The sequence below is a fragment of the Bradyrhizobium sp. LHD-71 genome (assembly GCF_031157255.1).
Taxonomy (GTDB): domain Bacteria; phylum Pseudomonadota; class Alphaproteobacteria; order Rhizobiales; family Xanthobacteraceae; genus P52-10.
In genome coordinates this window covers 58,225-71,607 of sequence record NZ_JAVIFX010000033.1, presented here as the reverse complement: position 1 = coordinate 71,607, position 13,383 = coordinate 58,225, and the positions used below count along the sequence as shown (strand labels likewise).

The window sequence follows — 13,383 nt, the reverse complement described above, 5'->3', positions numbered from 1 at the left end:
ACAGGGCCTTACCTTGGGATGAAACGCGAGGGGGGCGCCGGATTCGTGGCCGGTCCGGGCCGCTATAGCACCGGCGGGCGCGCCCTGGAAGGAGGGTTGCTGCCCGACCTTATTCCAGTCGCGTGCGCGCCGCGCATTATTCGCTTGAGAAAATCGCTCGAAAGCGCAATCGGATAGGCGCGAAAGTGAAAGAAAGATGTCTGGAACTGAAAGCATCGGGTCAGCCTTGCGCGAGGCGCCTGTCGTGGTGCTGGTTGAGCCGCAGCTCGGTCAGAACATCGGCATGGCGGCGCGGGCTATGGGCAACTTCGGCTTGAAGGAGCTGCGCATCGTCAATCCGCGCGACGGCTGGCCGAACGTCCATGCAAAGCGTGCGGCTGCCGGCGCCGACGCCATCGTCGATGGTGCCAGGCTGTTCGACACGGTTCACGCCGCTATTGCGGACTGCTCGCTGGTGCTCGCAACGACGGCGCGTGCGCACGATCAGGCAAAACCTGTGCTTGCGCCCGAGGCGGCGGTGCGGGAACTGGCCGGCGAGATCGCGGGCGCCGGACGGGCCGCGATCCTGTTCGGCCGCGAGCGCTGGGGATTGACCAACCAGGAGGTCGCGCTGGCCGACCGCATCGTCACCTTTCCGGTCGATCCGGAGTTCGCCTCGCTCAATCTCGCGCAGGCGGTGCTGCTGATGGGTTACGAGTGGTTCAAATGCGCCAAGGGCGGCGTTCTGCCGTTTGTGGCCACAGAGCGCTCGGTGCGCGCCAGCAAGGAGCAAGAGCAGGCGTTCTTCGACACGCTGGTCACCGAGCTCGACCGCGTGGAATTCCTGCGGCCGCCGGAAAAGCGCGACACCATGATCGTCAACCTGCGCAACATCTTCTCGCGTATGGAAGCGACGAAGCAGGACATGCAGACCCTGCATGGCGCGATCAAGGCGATCGCGGAGGGACGCAAGGGGCCGGCGCGCGGCGGGGTGCTGGACGGTGAAGAGGCGGCGCGCCTGCGGGCGCTGCTTGCGACCACCGGCGCGGGCCGCATGCCCGACGAGCAGGGACCGGTGCGTGGCCTCGCGCGGCTGTTGCGGCGGAACACATCGGACGCCGAGCGTGTGCTGTGGAAGGCGCTGACCAGGGACCGGCGCTTCGCCGGACAGTTCAAGCGCCAGACGCCGGTGGGCCGGCAGATTCCGGACTTCGTCTCGTTCCCCTTTCGCGTCGCGATCGAACTGATTGCCGCCAACGAGCCTGACGATCTCACGAAGGATCGTGGCGAACGACGGACGTGGCTCGAGACGCGCGGCTATCGCGTCGTGGACGTGCGCGAGGCGGATGTGGTCGGCGATCTCGAAGGCGAGCTGGCAAGACTTGAGAAGAATCTGGAGACGCCATGAATCGTCATTGCTAGCGCAGCGAAGCAACCCAGTCTGAGTTTACGCAAGCACCGCGCCGGATTGCTTCGAACGGCTATGGGCGAGCGAATGCCTCGCAATGACGATTCAAACTTCGATCTTCAGCGCCTTGATGCGGGAGGCCAGCGTCGTCGGCTTCATGTCCATCAGTTCAGCCGCCCCGCCGCGGCCGAACACCTTGCCGCCGGACGCCTTCAGCGCCGCAATGATATTGCCGCGCTCATAGCCGCGCACCTCGTGGTCGGTGAGCACCACGCTGGAAGCCTCCTTCGCAACGTCGCGGGCCGCCACAGGTGCATGCGTCGTCTGGTCGGGCAGGTCGATGCGCAGGCGGCCGTTGTGCGACAGGATCACCGCGCGCTCGATCACGTTCTGCAGTTCACGCACGTTGCCCGGCCAGTCGTAGCGTGAGAGCCGCCGCGCATCCGCTTCCAGGAGCCGCAGCCCTGTTTTGCGCTCGCTGGTCTCCTTGGACAGGAAATGCTGGGCGAGCAGGGGAATGTCGTCGCGGCGTTCGCGCAAGGGCAGTGTCTCGACCGGAAAGACATTGAGACGGAAGTAAAGGTCTTCGCGAAAACGCCCGCGCTGCACCTCCTGTTTCAGATCGCGGTTGGTCGCCGCGATCACGCGCACGTCGACGCCGCGCGTGCTCTCTTCGCCGACCCGCTCAAAGTGCCCCTCCTGCAGCACGCGGAGCAGCTTGCCCTGCAGTTCCAGCGGAATTTCGCCGACCTCGTCGAGGAACAGCGTGCCGCCATCGGCCAATTCGAACCGGCCGATGCGATCGCGCAGCGCTCCGGTGAACGCGCCCTTCACGTGGCCGAAGAACTCGCTCTCGAACAGTTCGCGCGGGATCGCCGCGCAATTGACGCGGATCAGCGGCCGGTCGCGGCGCCCGCTGGCTTCGTGGATGGCACGGGCTATCAGCTCCTTGCCGGTCCCGGATTCGCCGGTGATCATGACCGACGCGTCGGTCGGGGCGACCAGCTGCACCTGCCGCAGCGTTTTCTGGATCGCGGCGCTATGACCGATGATGCCGTGCGGCGAGATCTCGATGCGGATCTCTTCCTGCAGGTAGGCGTTTTCCTGCTCCAGCCGCTCGCGCAGGCGGTCGACTTCCGCCAGCGCCGCGCGGAGCTTCTCCTCGCTTTCGCGTCGTTCGGTTACGTCGTGAAAGACGATGACGGCACCTACAACGATGCCGCGGTCGCGGATCGGTGTGGAGGTGTATTCAACCCACACCGGCTGTCCGTCCTTGCGCCAGAACACTTCGTCATCGACCTTGTGCACGGCGCCGTCGCGGAACGCCGCATAGATCGGGCAGTCCTCGTGCGGATAGTGCCGCCCGTCGTGGTGGGTGTGGTGGACGATGGAGTGGATGTCGCGGCCGACGAGCTCTTCGGCCGACCAGCCAAGCATGCGCTCCGCCGCCGGATTGACAAAGGTGGTCTTGCCCTCGGAATTGACGCCGTAAATGCCTTCGCCGGCCGCTCGCAGAATCAGCTGGTTCTCGCGTTCGATGTCGCGAAACACCCGCTCCATGCGCTGCCAGGCTGCAATGCCGCTGCGCATGTGATCCTCGGCAACCGCGTCAAGCCCGCGTTTGCGGCGCTGCTCCAGATCGCTCAGCGTCAGGAGCATAAGCGGCGTCCCGTCCCGGGGAATTAGCGAGCCCGCATATTCGAGCGTGAGTCCCTTGTCCGCGGCATGGCGCGGTTTCAGCGACGTCGTCCAGTAGGTCCCTTTCGCCATGACCGCCTGCGTGAACACGATCAGCGCCGGAATCTGGCCCGCATGCAGGGCGGTCAGCTTCATCTGGCGGAGCGCGGCGCGGTCGTAACCCAGCAGGGTGCAGGCGGCGGCATTGGCTTCGAGGATGGCATCCGCGTGCGGATCCACCAGGAGCATCGCGTCGATGGAGAAATCGAATGCGGCCACACGAGCGGCGGTCTCTTCGGCGGAAATTCTCGCCCCCTGCAGCAGCCCGATGTTCATGCTTTCCTACGAGATTTCGTATTTTGTGCTACGATTTCCCGTGTATCACGATAAATCGTAGCTGCCAACTTGTCGCAGCAGCGCTGGGATTGCTGCGGAATTTCCGTGTGCGTGAGGCTGGCACGCTCCTTGCTCATTCCTGAGGCAACCGCCTCTGCAGGGAGAGAGCTCATGCCGACGTTCGACAACCCCTTCGATCCCGACCGTTCGCTCAACGCCGGCTGCAGCTGTGGCCGCCATGCCTCCGAAGCCGACCACAAGCGGGATGAGCTTCGATGTGCGCCGGTCGAAAGCGCGGACAGGCGCTTCGAGAATGTGGTCGCCTCGGCTGTGGTGCGGGCGATGTTTCCGCAGGACGCAGGCCGTCGCGCCTTCCTGAAGGCAGTGGGTGCGTCCACGGCGCTAGCGGCAATCTCGCAATTCTTTCCGCTCAAGACCGCGACCGAAGCGTTTGCGCAAGGCGGGACGCTCGAGAAGAAGGATCTCAAGGTTGGCTTCATTCCGATCACCTGTGCGACGCCCATCATCATGGCGCACCCGATGGGCTTCTATGCGAAGCAGGGGCTGAACGTCGAAGTCATCAAGACGGCGGGCTGGGCGGTGATCCGCGACAAGACGCTGAACAAGGAATACGACGCCGCGCACATGCTCTCGCCGATGCCGATCGCGATCACCATGGGCGTCGGCTCCAACGCGGTGCCGTACACGGTGCCGGCGATCGAGAACATCAACGGGCAGGCGATCACGCTGTCGGTGAAGCATAAGGACAAGCGCGATCCGAAGAGCTGGAAGGGATTCAAGTTTGCAGTACCCTTCGACTTCTCGATGCATAACTACCTGCTTCGCTACTATCTCGCCGAGCACGGCATCGATCCCGACACCGACGTGCAGATTCGTGCCGTGCCGCCGCCGGAGATGGTCGCGAACCTGCGCGCTGACAACATCGACGGCTTTCTCGGCCCGGATCCGATGAACCAGCGCGCCGTCTATGACGGCGTCGGCTTCATCCACGTTCTGACCAAGGATATCTGGGAAGGGCATCCCTGCTGCGCATTCGCCGCGTCGAAGGAGTTCATTGCCGCCGCGCCGAACACCTACGCGGCCCTCTTGCGCGCGATCATCGAGGCGACCGCCTTCGCGGCGAAACCGGAGAACCGCAAGCAGATCGCGGCGGCCATTGCACCAGCAAATTACATCAACCAGCCCGAGATCGTTCTGGAGCAGATCCTCACGGGCACCTTCGCCGACGGCCTCGGCAGCGTGAAAACCGATGCCAAGCGGATCGATTTCGACCCGTTCCCGTGGGAATCATTTGCAGTCTGGATCATGACGCAGATGAAGCGGTGGGGTCAGATCAAGGGCGATGTCGATTACGCAAGCGTCGCCAGGCAGGTCTATCTCGCAACCGACACGACGAAGCTGATGAAGGAGGCAGGTCTCACGCCGCCGGCCGCGACCACCAAGACATTTTCGGTCATGGGCCGTGCGTTCGATCCGAACAAGCCGGAAGAGTATTTGAACAGCTTCAAGATCAGAAAGGCGAGCTGACCGTGGCGAACTCGCTTTCGATCCGCGCGGCAGTCGTCTCGATCGCGCTGCTGCTTCTGTTTCTCGGCGGCTGGCACATCGCCACCCGCGGTACGGGGCCGGCGGCCAATATGAGCCCCGAATATGCGCGGCTGATGGGGGCGACCGCGACGCAGGGCAAGTCGGCGATGCCAGGGCCGCTCGACGTCGGCGCGAAGCTCTGGGAGCACATCAAGAGCCCATTCTACGACAAGGGGCCGAACGACAAGGGCATCGGCATCCAGCTCGGCTTTTCGATCGCGCGCGTGCTGTTCGGCTACGTGATCGCGGTCGCGGTCGCGATCCCGCTGGGTTTCCTGATCGGCATGTCGCCGCTCATGAGCAAGGCGCTCGATCCGTACATCCAGATCCTCAAGCCGATATCGCCATTGGCCTGGATGCCGCTGGCCCTTTACACCATCAAGGATTCCAATACGTCGGCGATCTTCGTCATCTTCATCTGCGCGCTGTGGCCGATGTTGATCAACACCGCGTTCGGCGTGGCGGCGGTGCGCCGGGAATGGGTCAATGTCGCGCGCACGCTGGAAGTCGGCACCGTGCGCCGAGCCTTCACGGTGATCCTGCCGGCCGCGGCACCGACCATTCTCACCGGCATGCGGATCTCGATCGGCATTGCCTGGCTGGTGATCGTCGCCGCCGAGATGCTCGTGGGCGGCACCGGCATCGGCTACTTCGTCTGGAACGAGTGGAACAACCTCTCGATCACCAACGTCATCATCGCCATCCTCGTGATCGGCCTGGTCGGAATGATCCTTGATCAGATCCTCGCGCGTTTCACGCGCATGGTCACCTTTCCGGAATAGTGAAAATGTCGAACGACAAGTTCATCTCCATCGAGGGGATCGCCAAGCGCTACCCGAACCCCGCAGGCGGGTCGACCGCGGTGTTCGAGGATCTGTGGCTGTCGATGAAGCGTGGTGAGTTTTCCTGCGTCATCGGCCACTCCGGCTGCGGCAAGACGACCGTGCTCAATATCCTCGCCGGCCTCGATGAGCCGAGCGAGGGCGCGGTGATCGTCGACGGGCAGGCGATCGAGGGCCCGAGTCTCGACCGCGCGGTGATCTTCCAGAGCCACGCGCTGCTGCCGTGGCGCACGGTGATGGGCAATGTGGCTTTCGCCGTGTCGTCGAAGTGGCGCAACTGGAAGGCCGAGCAGGTGCGTGAACAGGCGCAGAAGTTCATCGACCTGGTCGGCCTGACCGGCTCCGAGCACAAGCGACCGTCAGAACTGTCCGGCGGCATGAAGCAGCGCGTCGGCATCGCCCGCGCGTTATCGATCACGCCGAAGATGATGCTGATGGACGAGCCGTTCTCGGCGCTCGACGCGCTGACGCGCGGCACCCTGCAGGACGAGGTACGGCGCATCTGCCTGGAGACCGGCCAGACGACGTTCATGATCACCCATGACGTCGACGAGGCGATCTATCTCGCCGACAAGATCATTCTGATGACCAACGGCCCCGGCGCGGTGCTGGCCGAGATCCTGGAAAATCCTCTGCCGAAGAACAGGGCACGCATCGATATCCACCGCCATCCGCACTACTACGGCCTGCGCAACCACATCATCGATTTCCTGGTCAGCCGCAGCAAGACGTTCGCGCAGACGGTCACAGGGCGCGACCCGCGCCATGTGCCGGTCGTCCGGCCGGCGCTACCTGAGCCTGCCATCATCAACGAGCCCGCCGCCTGATCGGCTGCTCGGCGACCACGCATTGCAAATCGGGAGAACCAAAATGAAACGCAGCGATCTCACGGAAAAGCTTCTGGACATCAAGCGCGAGAAGGGCTGGTCGTGGAAGCATATCTGCGACAAGATCGGCGGCTATTCGGAAGTGCTGATCGTCGGCGCGATCCTTGGCCAGATGAAGCTGACCAAGCCGCAGGCCGCAAATGCCGGCGAACTGTTCGGGCTGTCGAAAGCCGAAGTCGCGCTGCTCAACGAAATCCCGATGCGCGGCGCCGGCACGCCGATGCCGCCGACCGATCCGCTGATTTATCGATTCTACGAGATGGTGATGGTCAACGGTCCGGCGTGGAAGGCGCTGATCGAGGAGGAGTTCGGCGACGGCATCATGTCGGCGATCGACTTCGACTTCGTGATGGAGCGCCTGCCGAACCCCAAGGGCGACCGCGTCAAGATCACGATGTCTGGCAAGTTTCTGCCGTACAAGTACTACGGCGCAACCGGCAACGTACCGGAGTATGGATTCAAGGAGGGGTGAGCCTGTGCGGGCCAACGGGGCGCTTCGCGTGTCCCGTTGGCTCGCGATGAGAAGCCAGGCTCCGGCCTATTTCCCGGCCTTCACCTGGGCGACAGCCTCGAGCAGAAGCTCGTTCATCTTGGCCCGAATCTCCGCCTGCGCGACGGTGAGGCCCTTGGCCGAAAGATCCTGCTCGACCTTGCGCAGGACGTCGTCGTCACCGGATTCCTCGAAATCGGCGGCCACGACTTCCTTGGCGTAGGCGCTCGCGGCATCGCCGCTCAAACCCATCTTTTCAGCCGCCCACATTCCCAGAAGCCTGTTCCGCCGCGCCTCCGCCTTGAACTTCTGCTCTTCGTCCAGAGCGAACTTTTTCTCGAAGCCTTCCTCGCGCTTGTCGAAAGTTGTCATATATCTCTTTCCATTCAGATGAAGGGCAGCCCTGCGGAACTTGGCGAATTCCATATAGGGCTTTCCCGTTGTGGAGCAACTGCCGGGCGGTCGCAGGAAGGCTGTAAAACAGCGTTCCGTCGATTGTGCTGATCGGGTCAATCGGGTAGGTTGCCGGCAGGGCTGGTTCGCGTTTCGTTTCCTTCGGTTCCGGGCCTTTCGCGGCAGCTCCGTCGCGGGTCGTGTCCAATAAGCGGAGCAACACCCAATCCATGGACTTCAACAACACACGGTACATCCCAATGAGCCGTCGGCGTCGCATCTACGAAGGCAAGGCGAAGGTTCTGTATGAAGGCCCGGAGCCGGGCACCCTGATCCAGCACTTCAAGGACGATGCGACCGCTTACAACGCCAAGAAGCACCAGGTGATCGAGGGTAAGGGCGTCCTCAACAACCGGATCTCGGAATATGTCTTTCAACACCTGAACGACATCGGCGTGCCGACCCATTTCATCCGCCGCCTCAACATGCGCGAGCAGCTGATTCGCGAGGTCGAGATCGTGCCGCTGGAGGTGGTGGTGCGTAACGTCGCAGCGGGCTCTTTGTCGCAGCGGCTCGGGATCGAGGAGGGCACGCAGTTGCCGCGCTCGATCATCGAGTTCTACTACAAGAACGACCAGCTCAACGATCCGATGGTCTCCGAGGAGCACATCACCGCGTTCGGCTGGGCGACGCCGCAGGAGATCGACGACATCATGGCGTTGGCGATCCGTGTGAACGACTTCCTGTCCGGCCTGTTCCTCGGCATCGGCATTCGTCTCGTCGACTTCAAGATGGAATGCGGCCGTCTGTTCGAGAACGAGATGATGCGGATCGTCGTCGCCGACGAAATTTCGCCGGACTCCTGCCGGCTGTGGGACATCAAGTCGAACGAAAAGCTCGACAAGGACCGCTTCCGTCGCGACCTCGGCGGGCTGCTCGAGGCTTATACTGAAGTCGCAAAGCGTCTCGGTATCATGGCCGAGAACGAGCGTCCGACGGGAACCGGCCCGGTGCTGGTTAAGGGCTGATTAACGGACATGAAAGCGCGCGTCACCGTTACGTTGAAATCCGGAATTCTCGATCCGCAGGGCAAGGCGATCGAGGGAGCCTTGAAGTCGCTCGGGGTCGACGGCATCGCCAGCGTCCGGCAGGGCAAGGTGTTCGACATCGAGATCGCCGGTGCCGACAAGGCCAAAGCGGAGGCGGCGCTGAAGGACGCTGCCGACAAGCTGCTGGCGAACACGGTGATCGAGAATTATCGCGTCGAGGTCGTGGGCTAGGGGACCGATGAAATCCGCAGTTCTCGTGTTTCCGGGAATCAATCGCGAACAGGATATGGCGCGCGCGCTGACGCTCGCCTCGGGTCGCGAACCGGCAATGGTCTGGCACGCGGACACGGCGTTGCCGGCGGACACCGACCTCGTGGTCGTGCCCGGCGGCTTTTCTTATGGCGATTATCTGCGCTGTGGCGCGATTGCTGCGCGAGCGCCGATTATGGATGCGGTCCGCACCCATGCCGCGCAAGGCGGGCTTGTGCTCGGCGTCTGCAATGGCTTCCAGATCCTCTGTGAGGCGGGGCTTTTGCCGGGCGTGCTGATGCGCAACTCGAGACTGAAGTTCATCTGCAAGGATGTCCATCTGCGTGTCGAGCGCTCGGATTCGCCGTTTACTCGCGGCTACAACGCCGGACAGGTGATCCGCGTGCCGGTCGCCCATGGCGAAGGCAACTACGAAGCGGACGATGAAACCGTCAAACGTCTCGAGGGCGAGGGGCGAGTGCTCTACCGCTATTGCTCGCCGGAGGGCGAGCTCGGCGAGGATTCCAACATCAACGGCGCCACCAACTCCATTGCCGGCATCGTCAGCGAGAAGGGCAATGTGCTTGGGATGATGCCCCATCCGGAAAACCACGTCGAAGACATCATGGGCTGCACCGACGGGCGCGGGCTGTTTGCCGGCCTTGCCGAGCATCTGAAAAGCGCGGCATAGCCCTTTCAGCGATCGAGCTCGGTTGCGGCCAGCTCGGCGACTTTCAGATCGATGTCCAATCTGTCCTTGTCGGTGACGTCGATGCTCTGAGGATCGTTCAGGCACCAGACGGCTGAAAGCCCGCACCACGCGAGTAGCCATTGCAGCAGCCGCGTGCGGTCGAGGCCAGCGGCCTCGGACACGATTGCGAGGCGATGCGCGAACTGCTCTGGATTTGTCGCAGACGCCAAATCCGGATTGCAGAACAGGTTCGTGTAGTCGAAATAGCGGTCGCCGATCAGCCGCTTCGGATCGATGACGAGCCAGCCGCGTTCGCCAAAATCCAGGATGTTGTCGTGGTGGATGTCGCCGTGCAGGACCGTCGGCTGATGCGGCTCCGACAGAAGGACAAGCGCCAGCGCCTTGGCGCGCGCCAGCAATCCCTCCTGCGGGGCTTCGGTCAGATCGCGAAACCAGTGTGCCAGTGGCACGAGATCGGGCGGTGGTTCGCGCCGCGGCGCGTGCAACTGGGCGATGACACGGCAGGTGATCCGGCTTGCCTCATCATCCTGTCCGCCGCGCACGAGATCGGACAAAGCGCGTCCCGTCGTCGCCCGCTCGAGCAGTAGCCCCCAGTTCTCGCAGGCCAGCACGCGCGCTGCGCCTTCGCCGTTCCACCAGCTCATCAGCCGCGCGCCGAACATCTCTTCCGGTTCGGTGGAGACCTTGAGCATCGCCGGTTCGCCATTCCGGCGCACAGGAAGGAGCTGCGCTCTGGGCGTGACGATCGGCGCGCCGTCCGGCACGAGACGCCAGCGTGTCAGATAATCTGCGAACGGGTCGCGCTGCTGCATGTTCTCCGCCGAAGTCTTGCGCTAGGCCGGCTTCCGCGGCGCGTTGATCCGTTTCACCGTGCCCGAAAAGCTCAAGATCGGCCGCCCGGTGCTGGTGAGAGTCCCGCGCAGGAATACGATCGAGCGGCCCGCGCGCACCACCTCGCCATGTCCCTCGATCAATTCGCCTTCATACGCCGCATCGATGAATTCCGAGGAGAACGATAGCGTCACGCCGCGTCCGCCCTCGAGCGCCTTGTTACCGAGCGCAAACAGGCAGTAGTCGGCGAACGTCATGAGGCAGCCGCCATGCACGGCGCCCGAGCCGTTGATGTGCTTCTTTTCGAGGCGGAACGCGCACCGGATCTGGCCGTTCTCCTCCCGGTGCCAGAATGGACCGTTGGCGACCTCGAAATGATCGCGGGTCCAGGTCCACCAGCCGGCGAATTCGCCGGAGGCCGCCTGGACGGCCCCGTCGTGGCGGGGAACGGCATTTTGAGGAACGGCATTCACGACGGATCTCCTTGACGGCGCAATGGGTTTCGAGCCCGTCTTAGAGGCTTCCGGCCACCGGAGGCAATGGCGCCGGATTTGCGGATCTGGAGTGTGATTTGCGCGCAACGGACGCTTGCGGTTGCAGGGCTCGACGTGCAGTAAGGGCCTTTCCAGGCTGATGTTCCAGGTCTCGCGAACCTGGAATGTGGAGGCCTACCCGCCCGAAATGACAGGGACTGATGAGCAAGAACGAGCCCCAAATCACCCCCGATCTCGTCGCCTCTCACGGCCTGAAGCCGGACGAATATGAGCGCATCCTGAAGCTGATCGGTCGCGTGCCGAGCTTCACCGAGCTCGGCATCTTTTCGGCGATGTGGAACGAGCATTGTTCGTACAAGTCGTCCCGCATCCATCTGCGCGGACTGCCGACCAAGGCGCCCTGGGTGATCCAGGGTCCGGGCGAGAACGCCGGTGTGATCGACATCGGCGACGGGCTGGCGGTGGTGTTCAAGATGGAGAGCCATAACCATCCGAGCTTCATCGAGCCGTATCAGGGCGCCACCACTGGCGTCGGCGGCATCCTGCGCGACGTGTTCACCATGGGCGCGCGGCCGATCGCCTGCCTCAATGCGCTCTCCTTCGGAGCGCCCTCGCATCCGAAGACGCGCCATCTCGTGTCAGGTGTCGTCGCCGGCATCGGCGGCTACGGCAACTCGTTCGGGGTGCCGACGGTGGGTGGCCAGGTCCGCTTTCACACGCGCTACGACGGCAACATCCTCGTCAATGCAATGGCGGTCGGTCTCGCGGAGAGCGACAAGATTTTCTACGCGGCCGCCTCGGGCGTGAATATGCCGATCGTCTATCTCGGCTCGAAGACCGGCCGCGACGGCATCCACGGCGCAACAATGGCGTCCGCCGAATTCGACGATTCCTCGGAGGAAAAGCGGCCGACCGTGCAAGTCGGCGATCCGTTTGCCGAAAAGCTGTTGCTCGAAGCCTGCCTCGAGATCATGCGCAAGGATTGCGTGATCGCGATCCAGGACATGGGCGCTGCAGGCCTCACCTGTTCGGCGGTAGAGATGGGCGCGAAGGGCGATCTCGGCGTCGATCTCGATCTCGACAAGGTGCCCACCCGCGAACTCGGCATGAGCGCCTACGAGATGATGCTGTCGGAGAGCCAGGAGCGCATGCTCATGGTGCTGAAGCCGGAGAAGGAGCAGGAGGCCGAGGCGATCTTCCGCAAATGGGGGCTCGACTTCGCTGTCGTCGGCTACACGACGCCGACCAAACGCTTCGTCGTCAAGCACGGCGGCGACGTGATGGCCGACCTTCCGATCAAGGAGCTTGGCGACGAGGCGCCCGTCTATAATCGCCCGTTCATCGATACGCCGAAGCTGCCGGTCATCCACGCGCGTGATATCGAGGCTCCGCTGCCGAACGTCGATGCGTTGGAGAAGATCATCGCTTCGCCCGACATGTGCTCGCGGCGCTGGGTGTGGGAGCAGTACGACCACGTCATTCTCGGTAACACGGTGCAGCGCCCCGGCGGCGATGCCGCCGTGGTGCGGGTGCTGGACGGGCCGAAAGGGCTGGCGCTGACCGCCGATGTGACGCCGCGCTACTGCGAAGCGGATCCATTCGAGGGTGGCAAGCAGGCGGTGGCGGAGGCGTGGCGCAACATCACTGCGGTCGGCGGACGCCCGCTGGCGCTGACCGACAATCTCAACTTCGGCAATCCCGAGCGGCCTGAGATCATGGGCCAGTTCGTCGGCTGCCTGCGCGGCATTTCCGAGGCCTGCAAGGTTCTCGATTTCCCCGTCGTGTCCGGCAACGTCTCGCTGTACAACGAAACCAATGGCCGCGGCATTCTGCCGACGCCGACCATCGGCGGCGTCGGCCTGCTCGACGACTTCACCAAGTCGGCGACGCTCGCCTTCAAGCGCGCCGGTGAGGCGATCCTCCTGATCGGCGAAACGCAGGGCTGGCTCGGTCAATCGATCTGGCTGCGCGAGGTCTGTGGGCGCGAGGAGGGTGCGCCGCCGCCGGTCGATCTTGCCGCCGAGCGGCGCAATGGCGAAGTGGTACGCGGCATGATCCATGCGGGCACTGCGACAGCCGTGCACGACCTCTCCGATGGCGGTCTGTTGGTGGCGCTGGCCGAAATGGCAATCGCCGGCAACATCGGCGCTACGCTCGACGCGCCGCCACCGTCAATCGTCCCGCACGCCTGGTGGTTCGGTGAGGATCAGGGCCGCTACGTGATCACGGTGGCGGAGGATCAGGTCGAAACGATCCTGACCAAGACCACGGCTGTCGGCGTGCCCTGCGTGCGGATCGGCGCCACGGGCGGCGACGCGCTCGCGGTCGCCGGGGAACATCCGGTTGCGGTCGCGACCCTGAAGCGGACGTTCGAACACTGGTTCCCTGCCTACATGCGGGGCGAGACGGCCTAGCTCACGTCCATGTC

The 13,383-nt window shown here is 63.6% G+C and carries 13 protein-coding genes; 9 read left to right on the top strand and 4 right to left on the bottom strand.

Going from position 1 to position 13,383, the window contains the following annotated elements; all coding sequences use genetic code 11:
* Positions 1-196 precede the first annotated feature (196 nt).
* Complete coding sequence (locus tag RCO31_RS29170; RefSeq protein ID WP_308971813.1) at positions 197-1,387, top strand: TrmJ/YjtD family RNA methyltransferase; 1,191 nt, start codon at positions 197-199, stop codon at positions 1,385-1,387.
* A 105-nt stretch (positions 1,388-1,492) separates the two neighbouring features.
* On the opposite strand, the gene RCO31_RS29165 is transcribed toward RCO31_RS29170, so the two are convergent.
* The gene (locus RCO31_RS29165; protein ID WP_308971812.1) at positions 1,493-3,400 is read right to left on the bottom strand and encodes a sigma 54-interacting transcriptional regulator; all 1,908 of its coding nucleotides are present in this window, start codon (positions 3,398-3,400) and stop codon (positions 1,493-1,495) included.
* Between the two features lie 171 nt (positions 3,401-3,571).
* Between RCO31_RS29165 and RCO31_RS29160 the strand changes: the two genes are divergently transcribed.
* The 4 genes from RCO31_RS29160 to cynS are packed head-to-tail and all read left to right on the top strand — an operon-like array spanning position 3,572 to position 7,209.
* Positions 3,572-4,948: a CmpA/NrtA family ABC transporter substrate-binding protein gene (locus tag RCO31_RS29160; protein WP_308971811.1), complete on the top strand. Its 1,377-nt coding sequence runs from the start codon at positions 3,572-3,574 to the stop codon at positions 4,946-4,948.
* On the top strand, positions 4,945-5,790 hold the full coding sequence (gene ntrB, locus RCO31_RS29155; protein ID WP_374991547.1) for a nitrate ABC transporter permease: 846 nt from the start codon (positions 4,945-4,947) through the stop codon (positions 5,788-5,790). Before RCO31_RS29160 ends, ntrB begins: the two co-directional genes overlap by 4 nt.
* 5 nt (positions 5,791-5,795) lie before the next feature.
* Entirely contained in the window at positions 5,796-6,677 is an 882-nt protein-coding gene (locus RCO31_RS29150; protein WP_308971809.1) for an ABC transporter ATP-binding protein, read from the top strand.
* 43 nt (positions 6,678-6,720) lie between these two features.
* On the top strand, positions 6,721-7,209 hold the full coding sequence (gene cynS, locus RCO31_RS29145) for a cyanase (protein ID WP_308971808.1): 489 nt from the start codon (positions 6,721-6,723) through the stop codon (positions 7,207-7,209).
* A 66-nt stretch (positions 7,210-7,275) separates the two neighbouring features.
* On the opposite strand, the gene RCO31_RS29140 is transcribed toward cynS, so the two are convergent.
* Entirely contained in the window at positions 7,276-7,599 is a 324-nt protein-coding gene (locus RCO31_RS29140) for a DUF1476 domain-containing protein (protein WP_308971807.1), read from the bottom strand.
* Between the two features lie 281 nt (positions 7,600-7,880).
* On the opposite strand from RCO31_RS29140, the gene purC reads away from it, so the two are divergent.
* The 3 genes from purC to purQ are packed head-to-tail and all read left to right on the top strand — an operon-like array spanning position 7,881 to position 9,609.
* The gene (gene purC, locus RCO31_RS29135) at positions 7,881-8,648 is read left to right on the top strand and encodes a phosphoribosylaminoimidazolesuccinocarboxamide synthase (protein WP_308971806.1); all 768 of its coding nucleotides are present in this window, start codon (positions 7,881-7,883) and stop codon (positions 8,646-8,648) included.
* Between the two features lie 9 nt (positions 8,649-8,657).
* Positions 8,658-8,900: a phosphoribosylformylglycinamidine synthase subunit PurS gene (purS, locus tag RCO31_RS29130; protein WP_308971805.1), complete on the top strand. Its 243-nt coding sequence runs from the start codon at positions 8,658-8,660 to the stop codon at positions 8,898-8,900.
* Positions 8,901-8,907: 7 nt separating this feature from the next.
* Positions 8,908-9,609, top strand: a complete 702-nt coding sequence (purQ, locus tag RCO31_RS29125; protein ID WP_308971804.1) for a phosphoribosylformylglycinamidine synthase subunit PurQ — start codon at positions 8,908-8,910, stop codon at positions 9,607-9,609.
* 5 nt (positions 9,610-9,614) lie between these two features.
* Here purQ and RCO31_RS29120 read toward each other — a convergent pair whose 3' ends face one another.
* Entirely contained in the window at positions 9,615-10,442 is an 828-nt protein-coding gene (locus tag RCO31_RS29120) for an aminoglycoside phosphotransferase family protein (protein ID WP_308971803.1), read from the bottom strand.
* Between the two features lie 21 nt (positions 10,443-10,463).
* A complete protein-coding gene (locus RCO31_RS29115) occupies positions 10,464-10,934 on the bottom strand; it encodes a PaaI family thioesterase (RefSeq protein ID WP_308971802.1) in 471 nt (156 codons plus the stop codon).
* Positions 10,935-11,155: 221 nt separating this feature from the next.
* On the opposite strand from RCO31_RS29115, the gene purL reads away from it, so the two are divergent.
* Entirely contained in the window at positions 11,156-13,369 is a 2,214-nt protein-coding gene (purL, locus tag RCO31_RS29110) for a phosphoribosylformylglycinamidine synthase subunit PurL (protein WP_308971801.1), read from the top strand.
* The last annotated feature ends 14 nt before the right edge of the window (positions 13,370-13,383 follow it).

Bases quoted from the DNA above. Each gene is read 5' to 3' on its own strand.
- RCO31_RS29170 (WP_308971813.1), top strand. From the start codon at position 197: ATGTCTGGAACTGAAAGCATCGGGTCAGCCTTGCGCGAGGCGCCTGTC.
- RCO31_RS29165 (WP_308971812.1), bottom strand. From the start codon at position 3,400: ATGAACATCGGGCTGCTGCAGGGGGCGAGAATTTCCGCCGAAGAGACC.
- RCO31_RS29160 (WP_308971811.1), top strand. From the start codon at position 3,572: ATGCCGACGTTCGACAACCCCTTCGATCCCGACCGTTCGCTCAACGCC.
- RCO31_RS29150 (WP_308971809.1), top strand. From the start codon at position 5,796: ATGTCGAACGACAAGTTCATCTCCATCGAGGGGATCGCCAAGCGCTAC.
- cynS (WP_308971808.1), top strand. From the start codon at position 6,721: ATGAAACGCAGCGATCTCACGGAAAAGCTTCTGGACATCAAGCGCGAG.
- RCO31_RS29140 (WP_308971807.1), bottom strand. From the start codon at position 7,599: ATGACAACTTTCGACAAGCGCGAGGAAGGCTTCGAGAAAAAGTTCGCT.
- purC (WP_308971806.1), top strand. From the start codon at position 7,881: ATGAGCCGTCGGCGTCGCATCTACGAAGGCAAGGCGAAGGTTCTGTAT.
- purS (WP_308971805.1), top strand. From the start codon at position 8,658: ATGAAAGCGCGCGTCACCGTTACGTTGAAATCCGGAATTCTCGATCCG.
- purQ (WP_308971804.1), top strand. From the start codon at position 8,908: ATGAAATCCGCAGTTCTCGTGTTTCCGGGAATCAATCGCGAACAGGAT.
- RCO31_RS29120 (WP_308971803.1), bottom strand. From the start codon at position 10,442: ATGCAGCAGCGCGACCCGTTCGCAGATTATCTGACACGCTGGCGTCTC.
- purL (WP_308971801.1), top strand. From the start codon at position 11,156: ATGAGCAAGAACGAGCCCCAAATCACCCCCGATCTCGTCGCCTCTCAC.